Genomic DNA, 18,386 nt, shown 5'->3' with positions numbered 1-18,386 from the left:
CGACAGGCCCCGTCGGACCACGAGAGTCGTCGCGACACCATTCGTCGTCACGCGTTGTCAGACGAGGACGAGCGACAGCAGCCAGACGAGCACGATGCCCGTCACGCCCTGGACCAGGGTGGCGGCGGTCTGGGCGCGGTAGGCCTGGGCGACGCTCATCCGGCTGAACTGCGTGACCACCCAGAAGAAGCTGTCGTTGGCGTGCGAGACCGTCATGGCCCCCGCGCCGATGGCCATGACCACGAGGACCCGGCCGAGGTCGCTGTCGAGCCCCAGGCTGCCGAGCAGCGGCGCGACGAGGGCGGAGGTCGTCACGAGCGCGACGGTGCTCGAGCCCTGCGCCGACTTCAGCGCCGCCGAGACGAGGAAGGGCATGAAGATCCCGATGCCCAGCCCGGACAGCGTCGTGCCGAGGTAGTCGCCGAGGTCGGTCGCCTGGATGACCGCACCGAAGGCCCCGCCCGCGCCGGTGATGAGCAGGATCGGCGCCGCCGCGGTGATGGCGTCGGCAACCTGGTCGGTGAAGGCGGTCACGCCACCCTGCCCGCGCAGCAGCGGCAGCGCGATGAGCAGGCCCACCAGCAGCGCGACGATCGGCTGGCCGAGGAAGGCGAAGGCGGTGAGCGCGACGCCCTCGCCGAAGGGCGCGGCCGGCAGCTGCGCCACCGACCCGAGCATGATGAGCACGATCGGCACGAGGATCGGCGCGAAGGACGCGACGGCCCCTGGCAGCGGACCGGCCTGCTCCTTGACCTCCTCGAAGGCCTCCTTCGCCTCTTCCGCCTCTATCCCGGCCGGCTCCTCGGAGCGGAACCGGTTGGCCCAGAGCAGGCCGGCGAGCGCGGTGACCGCGGCCACCGGCATACCCACGAGGATGACGAGGCCGAGCTGGTCCGCGAGGCCGAGGTTGCCCGCGGCGGCGATCGGACCGGGGGTCGGCGGGACGAAGGTGTGCGTGGCGTAGAGGCCGGTGGCGAGCGCGACCGACATGGCGATCGGGGAGGTCATGGTCCTCTTGGCCAGCGACTCCTTGAGCGAGTTGAGGATGACGTAGCCGGAGTCGCAGAAGACCGGGATCGACACGAAGTAGCCGATGATCGAGATGGTCAGGGTCGGGAAGCGGTCGCCGAGCAGCCGGATGATGACATTGGCCATGGTGACCGCGGCGCCGGCCCGCTCGAGCAGCACGCCGATGATCGTGCCGAGCACGATGACCAGGCCGATCCCCCCGAGCAGGTTGCCGAAGCCGCCGGCGATGACGGTGACGACACCGTCGGTCTCCTCGCCGTCGACCAGCGGCAGCCCGAAGGCGATGCCGCCGACCAGCGCGGCGCCGAGCAGGGCGATGAAGGGGTGGATGCGGAAGGTCGAGGAGGCGAGCACGAGCAGCGCGACCACGACGACGAGGATGATGACGTCGACCATGACGACACTGTGTCGTACGGCGGGCGGAATGCCGTGCAGCCTCGCGCGTTGATGACGGTATGAAGCGCATCGGCTTTCTCTCCTTCGGCCACTGGACGCCGCACCCGCAGTCGGCGACGCAGTCCGCCTCGGACGTCCTGCTGCAGTCCATCGACCTCGCCGTGGCGGCCGAGGAGCTCGGCGCCGACGGCGCCTACTTCCGGGTCCACCACTTCGCCCGGCAGCTCGCCTCGCCCTTCCCGCTGCTCGCCGCTGTCGGCGCACGGACGGACCGGATCGAGATCGGCACGGGCGTCATCGACATGCGCTACGAGAACCCGCTCTACATGGTCGAGGACGCCGGGGCCGCCGACCTCATCTCGGGCGGCCGGCTCCAGCTCGGCATCAGCCGGGGCAGCCCCGAGCAGGTGGTCGAGGGCTACCGCCACTTCGGCCAAGACCCGGCCGAGGGCGAGTCCGACGCGGACATGGCGCGACGGCATACCTCCCGCTTCCTGGACGCGCTCTCGGGCGAGGGCTTCGCCGAGCCCAGCCCCCGCCCGATGTTCCCCAACCCGCCCGGGCTGCTGCGGCTGGAGCCGCACTCCGAGGGCCTGCGGGACCGGATCTGGTGGGGCGCCGGCACCCGCGCCACCGCCGAGTGGGCGGCCGGGCAGGGCATGAACCTCATGAGCTCGACCCTGCTCACCGAGGACACCGGCGTCCCCTTCCACCAGCTGCAGGCCGAGCAGATCCAGGTCTTCCGCGACGCCTGGGCGGCGGCGGGGCATACCCGCGAGCCGCGGACCTCGGTGAGCCGCAGCGTCTTCCCGCTGCGGACCGCCCAGGACCACGCCTACTTCGGGCTCGAGCGGCGCAGCGCGGACCAGGTCGGGATCATCGACGGGGTGCGCGCCACCTTCGGCAAGACGTATGCCGCCGAGCCGGACGAGCTGGCCCGCCAGCTGGCCGCCGACGAGGCGGTCGCCGCGGCGGACACGCTGCTGCTGACCGTCCCGAACCAGCTCGGCGTCGACTACTGCGCGCACGTCATCGAGGGCGTGCTGGAGGTGGCCGCCGAGCTCGGCTGGCGCTGAGCCGGCCCCGTCCCCCGAATTCGACCTTGCCTTTGCTCGCCATGGCGACGTTTCGAGTAGTCGAATTCGGGACGGACCCCAGTGGCTCCAGGGGGGTCAGTCGGCGACGCGGAACTCGGCGACCTGCCGGTGCGTGAGGGCGACCCAGGCGGCGGCGCCGAGGCAGGCCAGCGAGCCGAGCAGCGCCGACCAGGCCGGGGTGGTGAGGCCGGCCACGAGGCCGGCACGGGCGTTGCCCACGTCGGGGCCGGCGACCCCGATGACGTGCTCGACCGCCGACACCCGCCCCAGGTGGCTGTCCGGCGTGGCCAGCTGCACCATGGCGGCGCGCGAGGTCACCGACACCGTGTCGGCGGCGCCGGCGACGACGAGCGCGGCCAGCGCCGCCCACGCCAGCCCCGTCAGCGAGGCGAGCCCGAACCCGAGCAGGGCCACACCCCAGACCCCGACCGCGAGCAGCTGGACCACCCCGAGGCGCCGGCGCCGCGTGACCAGGCCGGAGCCCAGGCCCGCGGTGACGCCCCCGATGGCGACGCAGGTGAGGAAGAGCCCGAGCGTGCGCGGGTCGCCGTCGAAGAGCGTCTCGTTGACCATGGGGAAGAGCGCCACGGGGAAGGCGAGCAGCGTGGCGGCCAGGTCGAGCAGGAAGGACCCCCGCAGCACCGGGTCGCGGCGCACCTGCGCCACGCCCTCCGCGAGCAGGGTCAGCGCCGTGCCCATCCGGCGGCGCAGCCGGGCGCCGCGCGCCCTGGGGTATGCCGTCGCGACCGCCGCGGAGGCGGCGGGCTCGGGGCGGACGGACGGGGCAGGCCCGGACGGGGCAGGTCCGGCGGGGGCGGAACGCTCCGGCGGCATCGCGGGCAGCGCCCAGACGGTCCACGCGCTGAGGGCCAAGGCCACGGCGTTGACGAGGTAGCACACCGCCGGGGAGGCGACGCCGAGGACGAGCCCGCCCAGCGCCGGGCCGACCATCATGGCGACCTGGAAGCTGATCATGTGCAGCGCGATGCCGGCGGGGACGAGGACGCGCGGCAGCAGCCGCACGATGAAGGTGCGCCGGGCCGGGGCACCCAGCGCGCTGCAGGCCGTCTGCAGGCTGAGGACGGCGAGCAGGAGCGGCAGCGGGTAGGACCCGACGACGAGCTGCGCCGCCAGCGCGGTCGCCGCCAACGACTGACCGGCCGTCGCCGCGAGCGCCACCCGGCGCCGGTCCAGCACGTCGGCGACCGGACCGCCGACCAGGCCGAAGACGATCATCGGCACCGCCTGCGCGACGCCGATCGCCGCCACCGCGAAGGGGTTGCGCGTCATCTCCCAGACCTGGAAGAGCACGGCCACAGCCGCGACCTGGTACCCCATCCCGGACAGGGCCCCGCCGACCCAGAGCCGACGGTAGGGACGGCTGTGCCGCAGCGGGGTCAGGTCGATCAGCGCACCACGGGGGCTCACCCGGCACCCGCCGAACCGGGCTCCGCGTCGTCGAGCCGGTCGGCCAGCCGCTCGGCGAACGACCGGCGACCCAGGGCGGACGCCAGGTCAGCGGCGACCTGGGTCGCGGCATACGGGATCTCGGCGTCCAGCTCGGCGATCGCCGCCTCGGTCGCGCGCCACTCGGCCTCGGCCAGCGGCACGAGCGCCCGGCCGTGCTCGGTGAGGGTGATGACCCGGGTGCGGCCGTCCTCCCCCGGCTCGCTGCCGACCAGACCCGCCTGGCGCATCTGGGCGACGGTCTGCGACAGCGCCGAGTGGGTGCGCTCGAGCTCGCGGGCGAGCTCGGTGATCGTCATCGGACCCAGGTGCGCGAGCCGCACCAGCGGCAGGATGAAGCGCGCCCTGACCTCGCCCTCGCCGCGCGCGCGGTAGACCTCGGTGATCGCGGCGTCCATGTCGGCGAGGACGTCGAAGAGCTGCTTGAAGTGGCTGCTGCGCGTGGGGTCCGGCGATGTCACAGCGCTAATGTAACAGCCCTGTTGGAAATCGTTCGGGGCCTTCCGCGATGAGGATCCGGTCGTCGTCGGGTCACACTCGGACATGAGCACACACCTGGACCCCACGCTGTTCGGCCTGGAGGACGCCTTCAACGGCTTCTCCGTCGACGACCTCGACGCCGCCGAGGTCTTCTACCGCGACACCCTCGGCATACCGGTCGACCGCAGCGAGGAGCCGATGGGCATGCTCCAGCTGCGGCTCGGCCCACGCTCGGTCCTGGTCTACCCCAAGGGCCCGGCGCACGTCCCCGCGAGCTACACCGTGCTCAACTTCCCCAGCGACGACGTGCACGCCACGGTGCGCGAGCTGACCGGACGGGGGCTGAGCTTCCTGCGCTACGACGGTATGCCGCAGGACGAGCTCGGGGTCATGACCGGTGGCGGACCGCTCATCGCGTGGTTCACCGACCCGGCCGGCAACGTGCACTCGGTCATCGCACGCGAGGGCTAGACCCGGGCGGGGAGTCCGTGGCTGGTAGACCTGAGGCATGAGACTCCTGCTGCTCGGCGGCACCGCCTTCCTGGGCAGGGCCGTCGCCACCGAGGCCGTGGCCCGCGGTCACGAGGTCACCTGCCTGGCCCGGGGCAGCGCCCCGGCCCCGGAGGGCGTCACCTTCGTAACCGCCAACCGCGACGAGCCGGACGCGTTCGCAGAGGTGCGCGACGAGGAGTGGGACGCGGTCGTCGACGTCGCCCGGCAGCCGGGGCAGGTGCGTCGCGCGGTGGCTGAGCTCACCACCCCGCACTGGGTCTTCGTCTCCACCGCCAACGTGTATGCCCCCGCGCCGGGCCTCCGTCCGGTCGAGACCGACCCGCTGCTCGAGCCGCTCGCCGGTGACGTCATGGGGTCGATGGAGGACTACGGGCCGGCGAAGGTGGCCTGCGAGCAGGCCGTGCGGGAGGGGACGGCGGCCACCGGCGGGACCGCCACGCTCGCCCGGGCCGGGCTCATCGGGGGCCCGGGCGACGTCTCGGGGCGACTCGGCTACTGGCCGTGGCGGTTCGCGCACCCCAGCGGTCCGGACGTGATCGTGCCGGACGACCCGGACTTTCCGGTCGCCGTCGTCGACGTGCGCGACCTGGCCGGCTGGCTGGTGGACGCGGCCGAGCAGCGGCTGGACGGGGCATACAACGTGACCGGCGAGGTGGTCGCGCTCGCGGACGTCCTGGCGGCCGCCGCCCAGGCGGCCGGCGCGGACGTGCCGATGCGCCCCGTGTCGCTGGCCACCCTGGCCGAGCTCGGCGTCGCCCCGTGGATGGGCCCGCGGTCGCTGCCGTTGTGGATCGATGACCCGGACCTGCGGGAGTTCGCCGCGCTGGACATCTCGCGGGCGCTGGCCACCGGGCTGCGGCTGCGGCCGCTGGCGGAAACCCTCGCCGACACGCTGGCCTGGGAGGAGACCCGCGAGAGCCCGCGTGCCGCCGGCCTCACGGACGAGGAGGAGCAGGAGGTCCGCGCCGCGCTCAGACGGTGACCGCTCGGGCCCAGTTGGCCCCGGCGCCGGTCTCGTAGCGGGCCACCTCGCTCAGCGTCCCGTCCTCGGCGACCGCGACGAGGGCCACGTCGGTGTCCTTCTCCCCGGTGACCACCGCGAACGTCCCGCCCGACAGCACGGTGAAGCCGCGAGGCTGCGCGACCGTGTCGATGAGCGACACCGGCTCGCCGAGCGAGCCGTCCTCCTCGACCGGCAAGCTCGCCAGGGTCGACTCCGAGCGCTCGCTGGCCAGCAGGAACCGTCCGTCCCGCGCCAGGTGCAGGTCCGCCCCCCAGACGAGGTGCCCCTCCACCGGGTCAGCCCCGAGCTCGCTGTGGCGCAGGCCCCGGTCCTGGGCGTAGGCCGGCACCTGACCCCGCAGCACGAGATCACCACTGGCGTCGCGGTCGTAGACGAGCACCTCGCCGGAGAACTCGGTCATGACGTAGGCGTGCGCCTCCTCCTCGTCGAGGACGAGGTGGCGCGGGCCGGACCCGTCGGGCGCGGCCGCGGTCGGCGGCGCGAGCGGGGCCAGCCCGCCCGCCGGCGAGAGGGCGTACTGCGCCACGACGTCGCCGCCGAGGGAGACGACGTAGAGCTGGCGCCCGCCGCCCGCGACCGCGACGCAGTGGGCGTTGGGCCAGCTCACCGAGGCGGTGGGCTCCTCGACGTGGCCGTCGCCGTCGACGCCGAAGACCTCGGCGCTGCCGCCGCCGTAGGACGCGCCGACGAGCAGGGTCCCGCCGTGCGCCAGCGCGAGATAGCTCATCGAGCCCTCGACGTCGGTGCGCGACAGGTGCTCCAGCCGCCCGCTCTCCCGGTCGAGAGCGAAGACGTCGATCCCGGGCGGGTCGCCCTTCGCGGCGGCATACACGAGGTCGCGCTCGACGTCGACGGCGAAGGTGCCGCACCCCTGCCCCACCTCGCTCACGGCGATCCGCTCGAGCGAGGGTCGCTCCGCGTCGACGCGGAAGGTGCTGATCGTGCTGTCGGCGGCGTTGGCCACGAGGACGAGTTCGGTCATGCCTCCACGGTATGCCGTCGCCCGCGCCGGTCGGTCAGTCGCCCGCCACCCAGCGGAAGAGCTCGCCGTCGGCGCCGGTGACCGTCACCGAGGCCTCCGGGGCGAGCACGAGCTCCACCCGCACCCACCTGTCCTGGCCGGAGGAGGTGTAGGTGATCGCCTCGTTGCTGCGCTCGTCGACGCTCGTGCGCGCCCGGGCGAGCCAGGGGTGCTGCCGGCGCAGCGCGATGAGCGAGCGGTGCAGCGACTGCATCCACGCGCCGTCCTCGGCGAGCGCATCGGGTCCGGACGGGAGCGCGGGGCGGATCGCGTCGTCGCCGCCGAGGCGCTCCTCCTTCAGCCCCTGGTATGCCCGCTCGTCGCCGTAGTAGACCGAGGGCATCCCCCCGACGGTCATGAGCACGGCGAGCGCGAGGACGGCGCCCGGCTCCCCCACCTGCGTCGCAATCCGGGTCACGTCGTGGTTGCTCACGAAGGTCTGCGGCACGAAGGTCTCGAGCAACGCGTCGTGACGCTCGAGGGCGTGCGCGAGCTCCCAGCAGTTGGTGTCCTTGATCGAGCTCCAGACGGCCTTCCACAGCTGGTACTGCGTGACCGTGTCGACCTCGCTGGCCTGCACGAACTCCGCGTAGTCGCCGTGGATGACCTCGCCCACGAAGAGCGCGTCGGGGAACTCCTCGCGGACCCTGGAGGTGCCGCGCGCCCAGAAGTCGGTCGGCACGGCATACGCCACGTCGAGGCGCCAGCCGGAGATGCCGCGACGCAGCCAGTGCAGCATCACGTCGACCACGAGCTGCTCCACCTCGGGGCTGGAGTGGTCCAGCTCGACCAGCCCCTCGTGGCCCTCCCAGGCGGCGGGCCGGCCGTCCTCGCCGCGCTTGAGCATGCCGGCGCGTGCCTCGTCCCGGGTCAGGGGGTGGTCCGCGGCGACGTGGTTGAAGACCCCGTCCAGCAGCACCGCGAGCCCCCGGCCACGGCACTCCTCGAGCACCCGGTCGAGGTCGCCCTCGTCACCGAGCCGCGGGTCGATGCTCGAGTGGTCCAGGGTGTCGTAGCCGTGGCTGCGCGAGGCGAAGACCGGACCCAGCAGCAGCCCGGAGCACCCGAGCTCGACGACGTGGTCGAGCCACCCGACCAGGTCGGGCAGCCGGTGCTCCACCGGGGCGTCGCCCGGGTCGCCCTCCAGGACGTCGGGAGCCCCCAGGGCCCGCAGCGGGTAGACGTGCCACCAGATGGCGTGGTCGAGCAGACGGGCGGCGCCGGGGGAGGGGGTGACCATGGACCCATCTTCTCAGCCCGCCGGGACGACGCACCGGAAGCCGAGGTTGCCGCTGGCCGAGTCGGGGTCGTTGCTCGTCCGCGCGGCCACCCGGTAGCGGTTGCAGTAGGAGTCGTGGCACAGGTAGGAACCGCCCCGCATCACGCGCGCGGATCCGCCCGCCGGCCCCTGCGGGTCCGCGGTCGCGGCGCCGGTATGCCCGGTGCCCCACCAGTCCGAGCACCACTCCCACGTGTTGCCGGCGACGTCGAAGAGGGCATACCCGTTGGGCGGGAAGGTGCGCACCGGCGAGGTGCCCGCCCAGCCGTCCTCCCGGGTGTTGCGCACCGGGAAGGTGCCCTGCCAGATGTTGCAGCGGTGCTCGCCGTCGACGAGCAGCTCGTCACCCCAGGCGTAGCGCGCGCCCTCGAGCCCGCCGCGGGCCGCGAACTCCCACTCCGCCTCGGTCGGGAGCCGACCCCCGGCCCAGGCGCAGAAGGCCCGGGCGTCGTCGTGGTCCACGTGGACGACCGGGTGGTCGGGCCGGTCGGAGACGTCGCTGCCCGGACCCTCGGGCGCGGACCAGAGGGCCCCGTCCACCCGGCACCACCACGGGGCCCCGGGGACCCGCTCGCCGCCGCGCAGCCGGCCGGGCAGGAAGCCCGCGAAGACGAAGGACCAGCCGAAGCGCTCGGCGCCGGTGCGGTACCCGGTGGCCTCGACGAAGGTGGCGAACTGCGCGTTGGTCACGGCCGTGGCGCCGATGGAGAACGGGCCGACCCGCACCTCGCGGACCGGGCCCTCCCCGTCCCCCGGGTTGACGTCCGGCCCGTCGGACCCCATCCGGAAGGTCCCCCCGTCCAGGCGCACCAGGTCCAGGAGGCCGTCCGCGGGCGGCGGGCCCGTCGGGGCAGACCGCTCGCGGTCGAGGGCGGGGCGGGCCGAGCTCGGCGCGCAGCACGGCCGGCCCGGGTCAGCGGCGGCGGCGTCCATGGCCCCATCCTCGCCCATGGCCGGTCGTCGCTCTCCGCACTGTGCGCCGGTTCGTCATGTGTGAGCCTGGAGGAACAGGCCTTCACATGACGAACCGGCGCACAGTCGTGCCGTCACCAGCGGTGGGCGACGTCGATCACCAGGCGCTGCCCGGAGCCGGGACCGTCGAGGACGAAGGCCCGCATCGGGAGCCGGGCGCGCACCCCGAGGCCGACCGAGGTCTGCCCCTCGTAGCTGCCGCCCAGGCGGACCTGGCGCAGCGTCCGGTAGCCCGAGGTGTTCACCAGCTCAGCGGGGCGGGCCGGGTCGTAGACCGGGTCGCCGTCGTCGTCGTAGGTGGGGTTGCCGGCGATGACCTCGATCTTCGCGCCGCCGCGCAGGGACAGGCTCTCCCCGCTCCCCGGCGCGCTGTAGGTGCTGACGTAGCGCACGGAGTACTCCCCCGCGTCGCCCGAGACGTCCAGGACGACCCGGTCGAAGCAGGTGTGCCGTCCCGCGCGGACGTCGGTCAGCGGCGCCTGCTCCAGGTCGGTCCCGGTGACCTTGGGCAGCGAACCCCAGGTGATGCCGCAGTAGGGCGCGGCCTGTGCGGCGGGTGCCGTGACCGCGATGGGCGTGAGTGCCAGACCGGCCAGCATCGTGCTGGCGAGCAGGGCACGTGGTGTGGTTCTCATGACGACCTCCTCGTCGTGCGGTGGTGCTCTCATGTCGCACGGCAGAGGCGGAAGGTTGCCCCGCAGATACACCGCCGAGGAGGTATGCCGGTGCTCAGCCGGGTGGTGCGGCGTCCCCCTGCCCCGAGGGCTGGTCCAGCGCGCTCACGACGCGCCGGAGCATGAGCTGCAGGTCGTGCACCTCCGCCTCGGTCATCCCGAGCGCCTCCATGAGGCGGCACTGCACCTGGTCGCTGTCGGCATACACCTCGCGGCCGGCCGCGCCGCACGGCTTCAACGTCTCCCACCCCGAGGAGTTCAACCAGGCGCTGCTGAGCTTCCTGCAGTCCTGAGCCCCGGGCATACACGACGGAGCACCCCGCGCGTCACCGGACGCACGGGGTGCTCTGTCGTGTATGCGGGTCCGCCCCGGTCAGGCGCTGGCGAACAGGTCGACGCCCAGGACCGCGAGCGCGCCGAAGAGCACGCCCCAGAGGATGATCGAGACGATCTGCCAGACGATGACCCCGCGGGTGTTGGCACCGAAGGCCACCAGTGCGCCGGAGGTGATCTGGCTGGGCAGCACCGTCTGGCCGAGCAGGCTCACGCCCGGCACGCCGAAGCGGTCGAAGATCCCCCGCAGGCGCTGCTTGCGCGGCGACATCTCCTCGGGCGCCTCGGTGCCGCGTCGCCGCCGCAGCCGGTCCGCCGAGAGCACGACGAGGGTCATGGTGATGACGTTGCCGACCACGGCGGCCAGGACGGCGACGACCGGGTTGAGCCCGGCGACGACGCCGATGGCCGACCCAAGGTAGCTCTCCACGAAGGGGATCGCGCCCGCCGCCATCACCCCCAGCCACTGCAGCACGGCCGGCAGCCCGGCGGTCCACTCCTGGAGTCCCTCGACCATGGTCCTGCCCCTCTCGTCGTTGGTTAGCACGGTGTACTAGAGATAGATTAGCACACTGTACCGGTACGCTGTGCTAGACAAGGAGATCACGTGAGCCAGGAACGTCGTCAGGAGATCGTCGACGCCGCCCGTCGCCTCGTCGAGCGCTCCGGCATCGAGTCGATCAGCGTGCGCAGCGTCGCGCGGGAGGCCGGGATCGGGGCCAGCACCCTGCGGCACTACTTCCCCACCCAGGCCGACCTCTTCGACGTGCTCATCGAGCCGGCGCTGGAGCGGATGCTCCCCGACCTGCGCATCGCGGACCGCCGCGTGGCACCGCGACGCCGCCTCACCGAGTGCCTCATGCAGTACTTCCCCGGCGACTTCATGCGCACGGAGTTCACCTCGATGTGGTTCTCCGCCTACGCCGCCGCGGTCGGCCCGTCCGCCACCGAGCACGGGACGCACACCCTGGAGCGGATGTCGGCCGTGTCGCGCGACCGGATCGAGAGCTGGCTGGTGCAGCTGGAGTCCGAGGGTGCCCTGCTCGTCGACCGCGGTGCGGCGATGCTGCTCCTGCTGACCGTGCTCGACGGGATGTGCGTCCAGCTCATCACCCCCGGCACGATCTTCGCCGGCGAGGACGTGCAGCCCACGCTCGAGCAGGCGGTCAACGCGGTGGTGCGCTGACCTCCTCCGGGAAGCCCGGGTATGCCTCCCCCACCGCCTGGACCGAGCCGGGGGTCGGTGCGGTGACGCCGGCGGTGGGCTCGGGCATACCCGCGACGAGGCGCAGCGGCACCACGCCGGACCAGACCTCCGGGTCGGTCGACGGGTCGGTCCCCCCGGTCCGCTCCTTGAACAGCCACGACCCCTCCTCGATGGGGAGCACCAGGCACGTCGTGGCGGCGAGCTCGCGCCGGGTGCTGCCGCGGATCTCGTCCGTGCGACCTGGCAGGAGCCGGTCGGTGAGCCGCTCCAGTGCGGCCGCGGCCTCGTCGCCGGCGAGCTCGACCGCGGTGCCGCGCAGCACCGCGCTGCGGTAGTTCGCCGAGGAGTCGAACGCGCTCTCGGCCACGACGAGGCCGTCCAGCGCCATCACGGTCAGGGTGATCGGCGCGCCCACGCGCAGGTGCCGCAGCGCACCGGCCCCGGTGGAGCCGTGCAGCAGCACCCGGTCTCCGTCCCGCGCGACGAGCATCGGCACCGACCAGGGCAGCCCCTCGTGCACCGTGGACAGCACACCCACCGGGACGCCGTCCAGCAGCTCGTCGAGACGGGCGCGCTCGTCGGTGTAGCGCTCGGGCTTGCGGGTCGGGGTCGACAGGTCGGTCATGGTGCCAGGATGCCCGGTGGGGTATGCCTCCGTCAGGTCACGTCCCGACGACGCGCCGGTCGGCGTCGGCTCCGGCGTTCACGTGAACGCCGGAGCCGCTCGGGGCGGGCGGGTCGTCGGCACTGCTAGCGTCTCGCCATGGCGACGACGACGGTCCCGGGGGGCGCGGTGCACGAGCTGCCCGACGACCTGCGCGCCGAGCTGACCGCGCACGACGACGCGCTGGAGGCCTGGCTCGACATCACGCCGCTGGCCCGCAACGAGTTCATCTGCTGGGTCGAGGACGCCAAGAAGGAGCCGACCCGCGCCCACCGCATCCGTCGGACCCGGGAGGAGCTGCAGGACGGTATGCGCCGCCCGTGCTGCTGGCCCGGCTGCAGCCACCGGGAGAAGACCGGCTCCTGACCGGCCGGCTACCGAGCCAGGTCAAGCGAGAACCCAGCCGTCGTCGGCGGCGCTGACGACCTGGTCGGGCGGGTCGGAGCGCTCGCGGATCAGGCGGGCGTTGGCCTCGTCGACCTGCTCGACCCAGTCACGCGCCTCCCGCGGGCTCTTGCCGAACCGCACGTGCCGCTCCACCAGCCGGGTATGCCGCAGCTCCTCGTCCACCTCGACCCACCAGACCGCGTCGAGCCGGGCGCGCGCCGCGCGCCAGGCCGGGTCGGGGTCGAGGAGGTAGTTGCCCTCGCTGACGACCAGCCGGGCCGTCGGCGGCACCACCAGGCTGGCGGCGACGGGCTCTTCCAGGGTGCGCTCGAAACCCGGGACGTAGACGGGCTGGTCGGTGTCCTCCCCGAGCCGCCGGAGCGTCGCGGCATAGCCGTGGACGTCGAAGGTCTCCGGGGCACCCTTGCGCTCCCGGAGCCCGAGGCGCTCGAGCTGGACGTCGGCGAGGTGGAAGCCGTCCATCGGCACGTGACCCACGCGCCCGTCCCCGTGCCGCTCCGCCAGGGCCGCGATGAGGTCCTCGGCGAAGGTCGACTTGCCCGAACCGGGCAGCCCCGCGATCCCGAGCAGGCCACGCCCTCCGGACGGGACGAGCGACTCGGCGAGGTCGAGGACGTCGGGAGCGAGCGGCATACCTTCATGGTGCCTCACCCCTCGGTCACTGACCCTCGCGCCGCCACACCGAGACGTGGCTCTCGCTCTCCGCGGTGAACGGCGCGCCGCGCCAGTCCGAGGTCCGGCGCTCCAGCCGCAGGCCCGCGAGCCGCGCCATGAGGTCCAGCTCGCTGGGCCAGACGTAACGGAAGTGGTGCGGGGAGTAGCTCCAGGACCCGTCCGCCTCCCTCGAGTAGTGGTACGACATCGCCTGCTGGGTCACCGGGTCGTAGGTGTCGAGCCCGACATGCTCCTCGCCGACGTCGAAGGGCACCGCCGCCTGACCCGGCGGCAGCCGCCGCAGCGCCGGCACCCCCACCTCGACCACGAAGCGACCGCCGGGCTCCAGGTGGCGCGCGGCGTTGGCGAAGCACGCGACCTGCTCCTCCTGCGTCGTGAGGTTGCCGATGGTGTTGAAGACGAGGTAGACGAGCGCGAAGGTGCCCTCGACCTGCGTCGTCGCCATGTCGCCCACGGTCACCGGCAGGTCCGCGGCCTTGCGGTGCAGCTGGTCCACCATCGGCGGCGAGAGCTCGATCCCGACCACCTCGATCCCGCGCTGCGCCAGGGGTATGCCCACGCGCCCGGTCCCGATGGCCAGCTCCAGCGCGCGCCCGTCCCCGGCGAGCTCGGTCAGCAGGTCCACCGCCGGGTCGAGCACGTCGGGGGCGAACATCGCCGCGGACGCCTCGTCATACGCCGCCGCCGTCTTCTCGTCCCACAGGTCGCTGGTCGTCATGGCCGACAGGCTCCCGCCCCTACGTATGCCGACGCCACCGCTTTTCCACGCCCGCCCCACGCTTTCTCGCCCGCCCCCGCCCTGCAGGGTGGGGGAGAGCAACGAAGCGCGGGGAGGTGGAGGATCCGGAGGGCCGCCGACGTCCGCGAGCGGCACACTGATGACCATGTCCCCCTTCACAGGCATACCCCACGCCGCGACCGACTTCTACGAGCGGCTGGAGCAGGACAACACCAAGGAGTTCTGGGCCGCGCACAAGGAGGAGCACGAGCGCGACGTCGCCGGGCCGCTGCGCGCCCTCACCGACGAGCTGGCCGACGACTTCGGCGAGGCCAAGCTCTTCCGCCCACACCGTGACGTGCGCTTCTCGAAGGACAAGAGCCCCTACAAGACGCACCAGGGTGCCTACGTCTCGGTGGCCGAGGCGACGGGCTGGTATGTCCAGGTCTCCGCCGACGGGCTCCTGCTCGGGGGTGGCTGCTACCACATGGACCCCGCGCGGCTGCGGGCATACCGCGCCGCCGTGGACTCACCGGGCACCGGCCAGCAGCTGGAGTCGCTGGTGGCGACCCTGCGCGAGGGCGGCTGGGAGATCGGCGGCGACCGGGTCAAGACCGCACCGCGCGGCTGGGACCGCGAGCACGAGCGGATCGAGCTGCTGCGGCACAAGACCCTGACCTGTATGCGCTGGGAGCAGGACGGCGACGTCGTCACCACGCCCCGTCTGCTCGCGGAGGTGCGGGACCGGTGGGAGCAGGTGCGACCGCTCGTCGAGTGGCTCGCGGCCACGGACACGGGCCCCCGGGCAGGCGCCGGCCGATGATGATCCGCCCCGCCGAGCTGGCGGCGATCAGGGAGGGACAGATCGACCTGGCCTTCCGCCGCTGGGACCGGCCCCGTGTCAAGGTCGGCACCCGGCTGCGCACCGCGGTGGGTCTGATCGAGGTCACCTCGGTGGAGCAGGTCGCCGCCTCGTCGCTGCAGGCGGAGGACGCCCGCCGGGCTGGCGCCGCCAGCCTCGCCGCGCTCAGGGCCGGGCTCGCGGCGAGGGCCGAGCGCCCGGCATACCGGGTGGGGTTGAGGTATGCCGGTCCCGACCCGCGCACCCAGCTCCGGGAGCAGATCCCCGACACCGAGGAGATCGGGCGGTTGCGCGCCTGGATGGACCGGCTGGACGCCGCGTCCGGCCACGGCCCGTGGACGCGCGAGACCCTGCGCGCCATCGACGAGAACCCCGGCGTCCGGGCGCCCGAGCTCGCCGAGGAGCTCGGGCGGGAGACGCTGCCGTGGAAGGCGGACGTCCGCAAGCTCAAGGGGAAGGGGTCACCGAGTCCCTCGCGATCGGCTACCGCCTCTCCCCGCGCGGCGAGGCGGTCCTGGACCACGGCGGGCCGGGGCGCGCGCGGCCGCCGCGTCCGCTCGGCACGCCGCTGCCCCGGACCATCGGAGCCCCGGCGACCCGGGCGCTGCGCGCCGAGGGCATCGAGTCGCTGGAGCAGCTCACCGGGTGGACCGAGGACGACCTGGCCGCGCTGCACGGCGTCGGTCCGGTCGCCGTGGCGCGGCTGCGGGATGCGCTGGGCGAGCTGGGTCGCGGGTTCGCCGGCTGACGCCCCGCACGACCGGCCCGCCAGCACCGTGCCCGACCCGCCCGGGGCTGCGTAGTGTCGGGCGGATGGCAAGCGACACGAACACATCGGGGTCCGGCGACGTGGTGCTCCACCTGGGCCACGAGGAGCTGGTGATCCGGCAGCGCTACGAGATCCTCAGCATCGTCAACGACGTGCTCATCGCGCTGTGGTTCCTCGTCGGCAGCTTCCTCTTCTTCAGCGACGCGACGGTGACGATCGGCACCTGGCTCTTCGTCATCGGCTCGGTCGAGATGCTCATCCGCCCGGTGATCCGGCTGGTGCGCCGGGTGCACCTGCAGCGCTACCGCCCGGCCGGGTCGGGCACGGAGACCGCCTTCGACTTCTGAGGCGGGTCACCGGCCCGGCCGGTGCTGAGGCCACCGTCCCGGGTCGTCCTCGAGGCTGGCCCGATCCCAACGACCGAGGTCCGCGGCGGCGGAGTAGGTGCAGCGTGCCGCGCGTGTCGGTCCAGTCGGCCACCTTCAGCCGGGGCCAGACTCGCGTCGGTCCCACCATCGGTCCTCTCCTCGGGTATGCCCACGCTAGGGCCCCCGGGCGAGGTCCGCCACCGACCGGGTGGCGCCGCGAGTCAGCAGGTCGTGGTGCCCGAGGGGTGCTTCGACGCGGTGAAGGTGCAGGTGTCCTGGACCGAGCCCCCGCTGCTGCGCAACGTGGCGGTGTCGCCGGGGGTGTTGTTCCACACGTAGTTGCCCTGGCCCCAGTAGAACCTGCCCGAGCCGTTCGTGCCCTTGCCGGTGTGCACGGTGACGGTCTTGCCGGGCTTGACCGTGGTGTTCTTCGGGAAGGTGAACGAGTGGTTCTGCTTGTCCCGGATGGTGTAGCCGGAGAGGGTAACCGTGCTGCGCCCGGTGTTCTTCACCGAGATCTTCTCCCGGTTGATGTGGGCGTTGGTGCGGTCGTCCTTGCCCGCCGGGTCCGCGACGAAGGTCGTGAACCGGAGCGCGGAGGCGGCCTCGACGCTCGGCACGGGACCGGCGCCGAGCGCGAGCGCAGCGGTGAGCACCGTGGTGGCACCGAGGGCGGAGAGAAGTCGGGCAGGGGTCGAGAACATGGGGGCCTCCAGGACGAGCGGTGGGTGACACCGGGGTCCCGGGCAGGAGAAAGTTACCAAGGGGTAGACCTCCCCGCCCCACCCTCGGGGGTGAGGTGGGCAGGTCTCGGAGGACGGGGCTCCGCTGCGGTGAGGCATTGACAACCCAGGTGTCATACTCGGTCCCGTGGACGAACCCCTCACCCCCGCCGACCTGGCCCCCCGCCTGGCCGAGGTCTACGGCGTGCTCGGCCCGGTATACCGCCGCGTGGCCCGGATCGTGGAGCGCGACCAGGAGGTCATGGGCATGTCCGTGGGGGTGCGCGCGGTCCTCGACCAGCTGCGGCAGGAGGGGGACCTGCCGGTGCCGGCGATGGCGCGGGAGCAGGCGCTGAGCAGGCAGTTCGTCCAGCGGATGGTCAACGACGCGCAGGACGCCGGCTTCGTGCGCCTGGTCGACAACCCCGCGCACCGGCGCTCGCGGCTGGTCCAGCTCACCCCGGCCGGGGCGCAGGCGATCGAGGCGGTCCACGAGCGCGAGCAGGGGTTGCTGCGCGCGGTGGGCGGAGATCTCACCGGGCCCGAGCTCGACGCGACCCTGCGGGTGCTGCGGCAGATGCTGCTCGCGCTGGAGGAGATCGAGCGCGGCGGAGCCTGACGTCTCATCGCGGGCGCTCGCGCCCCCCGCTCACTATCGTCCAGACATGTCGACGTCGCAGCAGATCCGTGGGACCGCCCGCATCACCATCCACGAGGGCAGGCTCGAGGAGTTCCGACGCCTCGCCGCACGCTGCGTCGAGATCGTGCGGGCGGAGGAGCCCGGGACGCTGGAGTATGCCTTCTACCTGGACGCGGACGGCACGCACTGGCTGGTCCACGAGCGCTACCGGGACTCGGCGGCCGGCCTGGAGCACATGGACAACATCGGCGCCCTCATGGAGGAGCTGTCGCAGGTGTGCACGATGACTGGCGAGGTATGCGGGACGCCCAGCCCCGAGCTGCGCGCGGCGCTCGAGGCGGGCGGTGTGACCGTCTACGAACCCGCGGACTCAGCCTGGTGAGGAGTCGGCCGACGCCCGGGTCGGGCGTCAGGAGCTCCCGTCGGACCGCGTCGCGGGGCCTCCCTCCCAGGGGTACCCGTGGTCGACGAACGCCTGGCGGATGGCGTCCTTGCCGCCCTCGACGTCGTCCTCGAAGAGCACGCGGCCCTCCTTGGCCTCGACGACCGTCTTGCTGCCCCGGAGGTGCACGCCGCCCACCGTCTCCCGGGGGATGACGCGCTGGACCTGGCCGTTCCTGCGCACCTCCAGGGCGTCGTCCCTGATCTCGAGCACGGGGGTGCCCGCGACGACATACAGCCCGAAGGCGAGGCCGAGCAGGGCGCCGATGAGCGGGCGACCCCACACCAGCCAGGTCGCGTCGAAGGAGGAGATCAGCTCCAGCGGACCCTGGAAGGGCACCCACGGCAACCCTGCTGCCCACCGAGCCAGCAGCGGCAGCACGAAGCCGGCGACGATCCCGGCCACCGCGAAGCCACCGACCACGAACACCCGACCCCCACGGTCGAACCCGCCGACCACCGTCCCCGCGTCATCACCCATCGGTCATCTCCCCTCATCCGGCACGGTGAAGGTACCAGCACCCAGGGCGCTGCCGTCGGTCCGTGATCCCTCGTTCGGTCACCGCCGCGGTCGTGGGAGAACCTGAACACGCTGATGGAAGCAGAGCTGAGGAAATATCCTCGGCT

At 73.1% G+C, this 18,386-nt stretch carries 24 protein-coding genes; 11 read left to right on the top strand and 13 right to left on the bottom strand.

What is annotated here, in order from left to right; genetic code table 11:
- Positions 1 to 57 precede the first annotated feature (57 nt).
- A complete protein-coding gene (locus SGUI_RS10480; protein WP_066639757.1) occupies positions 58 to 1,425 on the bottom strand; it encodes a GntP family permease in 1,368 nt (455 codons plus the stop codon).
- A 59-nt stretch (positions 1,426 to 1,484) separates the two neighbouring features.
- On the opposite strand from SGUI_RS10480, the gene SGUI_RS10475 reads away from it, so the two are divergent.
- A complete protein-coding gene (locus tag SGUI_RS10475) occupies positions 1,485 to 2,501 on the top strand; it encodes an LLM class flavin-dependent oxidoreductase (RefSeq protein WP_066639755.1) in 1,017 nt (338 codons plus the stop codon).
- Positions 2,502 to 2,597: 96 nt separating this feature from the next.
- On the opposite strand, the gene SGUI_RS10470 is transcribed toward SGUI_RS10475, so the two are convergent.
- Both SGUI_RS10470 and SGUI_RS10465 read right to left on the bottom strand, forming a co-directional pair.
- Positions 2,598 to 3,950 carry an MFS transporter gene (locus SGUI_RS10470; RefSeq protein WP_066639753.1) on the bottom strand — a complete coding sequence of 451 codons (1,353 nt, stop codon included), beginning with the start codon at positions 3,948 to 3,950 and terminating at the stop codon, positions 2,598 to 2,600.
- A complete protein-coding gene (locus SGUI_RS10465) occupies positions 3,947 to 4,450 on the bottom strand; it encodes a MarR family transcriptional regulator (RefSeq protein WP_066639752.1) in 504 nt (167 codons plus the stop codon). Before SGUI_RS10465 ends, SGUI_RS10470 begins: the two co-directional genes overlap by 4 nt.
- A gap of 82 nt (positions 4,451 to 4,532) precedes the next feature.
- Here SGUI_RS10465 and SGUI_RS10460 point away from each other — a divergent pair, with 82 nt between their 5' ends.
- Complete coding sequence (locus SGUI_RS10460; RefSeq protein ID WP_066639748.1) at positions 4,533 to 4,940, top strand: VOC family protein; 408 nt, start codon at positions 4,533 to 4,535, stop codon at positions 4,938 to 4,940.
- A gap of 37 nt (positions 4,941 to 4,977) precedes the next feature.
- Positions 4,978 to 5,964 carry an NAD-dependent epimerase/dehydratase family protein gene (locus SGUI_RS10455; RefSeq protein ID WP_066639745.1) on the top strand — a complete coding sequence of 329 codons (987 nt, stop codon included), beginning with the start codon at positions 4,978 to 4,980 and terminating at the stop codon, positions 5,962 to 5,964.
- Here the strand turns inward: SGUI_RS10455 and SGUI_RS10450 are convergent.
- The 4 genes from SGUI_RS10450 to SGUI_RS10435 form a co-directional block, all read right to left on the bottom strand.
- Positions 5,954 to 6,988, bottom strand: coding sequence for a lactonase family protein (locus SGUI_RS10450; RefSeq protein ID WP_066639741.1), 1,035 nt, complete (start codon positions 6,986 to 6,988; stop codon positions 5,954 to 5,956). The two genes, SGUI_RS10455 and SGUI_RS10450, sit on opposite strands and share 11 nt — an antisense overlap.
- Positions 6,989 to 7,022: 34 nt before the next feature.
- Positions 7,023 to 8,267 carry an alpha-amylase family protein gene (locus tag SGUI_RS10445; RefSeq protein ID WP_066639738.1) on the bottom strand — a complete coding sequence of 415 codons (1,245 nt, stop codon included), beginning with the start codon at positions 8,265 to 8,267 and terminating at the stop codon, positions 7,023 to 7,025.
- Positions 8,268 to 8,279: 12 nt separating this feature from the next.
- Positions 8,280 to 9,239, bottom strand: a complete 960-nt coding sequence (locus SGUI_RS10440) for a formylglycine-generating enzyme family protein (protein WP_066639735.1) — start codon at positions 9,237 to 9,239, stop codon at positions 8,280 to 8,282.
- A gap of 113 nt (positions 9,240 to 9,352) precedes the next feature.
- Complete coding sequence (locus SGUI_RS10435; RefSeq protein ID WP_066639729.1) at positions 9,353 to 9,913, bottom strand: AMIN-like domain-containing (lipo)protein; 561 nt, start codon at positions 9,911 to 9,913, stop codon at positions 9,353 to 9,355.
- Positions 9,914 to 10,122: 209 nt separating this feature from the next.
- On the opposite strand from SGUI_RS10435, the gene SGUI_RS18235 reads away from it, so the two are divergent.
- Positions 10,123 to 10,245 (top strand): hypothetical protein, encoded by a 123-nt coding sequence (locus SGUI_RS18235; protein WP_257784396.1) that lies wholly within the window; start codon positions 10,123 to 10,125, stop codon positions 10,243 to 10,245.
- Positions 10,246 to 10,325: 80 nt separating this feature from the next.
- Here SGUI_RS18235 and SGUI_RS10430 read toward each other — a convergent pair whose 3' ends face one another.
- Positions 10,326 to 10,802, bottom strand: a complete 477-nt coding sequence (locus SGUI_RS10430) for a hypothetical protein (protein WP_066639726.1) — start codon at positions 10,800 to 10,802, stop codon at positions 10,326 to 10,328.
- A gap of 90 nt (positions 10,803 to 10,892) precedes the next feature.
- Between SGUI_RS10430 and SGUI_RS10425 the strand changes: the two genes are divergently transcribed.
- Positions 10,893 to 11,471: a TetR/AcrR family transcriptional regulator gene (locus SGUI_RS10425; protein ID WP_066639723.1), complete on the top strand. Its 579-nt coding sequence runs from the start codon at positions 10,893 to 10,895 to the stop codon at positions 11,469 to 11,471.
- On the opposite strand, the gene SGUI_RS10420 is transcribed toward SGUI_RS10425, so the two are convergent.
- Positions 11,452 to 12,117, bottom strand: a complete 666-nt coding sequence (locus SGUI_RS10420; protein WP_066639721.1) for a pyridoxamine 5'-phosphate oxidase family protein — start codon at positions 12,115 to 12,117, stop codon at positions 11,452 to 11,454. The genes SGUI_RS10425 and SGUI_RS10420 overlap by 20 nt on opposite strands.
- A 138-nt stretch (positions 12,118 to 12,255) precedes the next feature.
- Here SGUI_RS10420 and SGUI_RS10415 point away from each other — a divergent pair, with 138 nt between their 5' ends.
- Positions 12,256 to 12,522: a YdeI/OmpD-associated family protein gene (locus SGUI_RS10415; protein ID WP_066639717.1), complete on the top strand. Its 267-nt coding sequence runs from the start codon at positions 12,256 to 12,258 to the stop codon at positions 12,520 to 12,522.
- Positions 12,523 to 12,543: 21 nt separating this feature from the next.
- Here the strand turns inward: SGUI_RS10415 and SGUI_RS10410 are convergent, their stop codons facing one another.
- Both SGUI_RS10410 and SGUI_RS10405 read right to left on the bottom strand, forming a co-directional pair.
- Positions 12,544 to 13,197, bottom strand: a complete 654-nt coding sequence (locus SGUI_RS10410) for a nucleoside/nucleotide kinase family protein (RefSeq protein ID WP_066639715.1) — start codon at positions 13,195 to 13,197, stop codon at positions 12,544 to 12,546.
- Between the two features lie 25 nt (positions 13,198 to 13,222).
- Entirely contained in the window at positions 13,223 to 13,957 is a 735-nt protein-coding gene (locus tag SGUI_RS10405; protein ID WP_066639713.1) for a class I SAM-dependent DNA methyltransferase, read from the bottom strand.
- A gap of 166 nt (positions 13,958 to 14,123) precedes the next feature.
- On the opposite strand from SGUI_RS10405, the gene SGUI_RS10400 reads away from it, so the two are divergent.
- From SGUI_RS10400 to SGUI_RS10390, 3 genes are read left to right on the top strand one after another with little or no spacing between them, the layout of a single operon-like run.
- The gene (locus SGUI_RS10400; RefSeq protein WP_066643223.1) at positions 14,124 to 14,780 is read left to right on the top strand and encodes a DUF2461 domain-containing protein; all 657 of its coding nucleotides are present in this window, start codon (positions 14,124 to 14,126) and stop codon (positions 14,778 to 14,780) included.
- Complete coding sequence (locus tag SGUI_RS17115; RefSeq protein ID WP_237141326.1) at positions 14,777 to 15,622, top strand: hypothetical protein; 846 nt, start codon at positions 14,777 to 14,779, stop codon at positions 15,620 to 15,622. The genes SGUI_RS10400 and SGUI_RS17115 overlap by 4 nt, the downstream gene beginning before the upstream one ends.
- A gap of 10 nt (positions 15,623 to 15,632) precedes the next feature.
- Positions 15,633 to 15,935, top strand: a complete 303-nt coding sequence (locus SGUI_RS10390; RefSeq protein ID WP_066639711.1) for a YrhK family protein — start codon at positions 15,633 to 15,635, stop codon at positions 15,933 to 15,935.
- 242 nt (positions 15,936 to 16,177) lie between these two features.
- Here SGUI_RS10390 and SGUI_RS10385 read toward each other — a convergent pair whose 3' ends face one another.
- A complete protein-coding gene (locus SGUI_RS10385) occupies positions 16,178 to 16,660 on the bottom strand; it encodes a lamin tail domain-containing protein (protein ID WP_066639709.1) in 483 nt (160 codons plus the stop codon).
- A 166-nt stretch (positions 16,661 to 16,826) separates the two neighbouring features.
- On the opposite strand from SGUI_RS10385, the gene SGUI_RS10380 reads away from it, so the two are divergent.
- Together SGUI_RS10380 and SGUI_RS10375 are read left to right on the top strand one after the other, a co-directional pair.
- Positions 16,827 to 17,297: a MarR family winged helix-turn-helix transcriptional regulator gene (locus SGUI_RS10380; RefSeq protein WP_066639702.1), complete on the top strand. Its 471-nt coding sequence runs from the start codon at positions 16,827 to 16,829 to the stop codon at positions 17,295 to 17,297.
- A gap of 46 nt (positions 17,298 to 17,343) precedes the next feature.
- Positions 17,344 to 17,700, top strand: coding sequence for a putative quinol monooxygenase (locus SGUI_RS10375; RefSeq protein ID WP_066639701.1), 357 nt, complete (start codon positions 17,344 to 17,346; stop codon positions 17,698 to 17,700).
- 27 nt (positions 17,701 to 17,727) lie between these two features.
- Here the strand turns inward: SGUI_RS10375 and SGUI_RS10370 are convergent, their stop codons facing one another.
- Positions 17,728 to 18,240: a YqeB family protein gene (locus SGUI_RS10370; protein ID WP_066639700.1), complete on the bottom strand. Its 513-nt coding sequence runs from the start codon at positions 18,238 to 18,240 to the stop codon at positions 17,728 to 17,730.
- Positions 18,241 to 18,386: the final 146 nt, after the last annotated feature.

Source organism: Serinicoccus hydrothermalis, assembly GCF_001685415.1.
GTDB classification, from domain to species: domain Bacteria; phylum Actinomycetota; class Actinomycetes; order Actinomycetales; family Dermatophilaceae; genus Ornithinicoccus; species Ornithinicoccus hydrothermalis.
The sequence above is the reverse complement of the archived record's forward strand: the minus strand, read 5'-3'. Positions and strand labels throughout refer to the sequence as shown.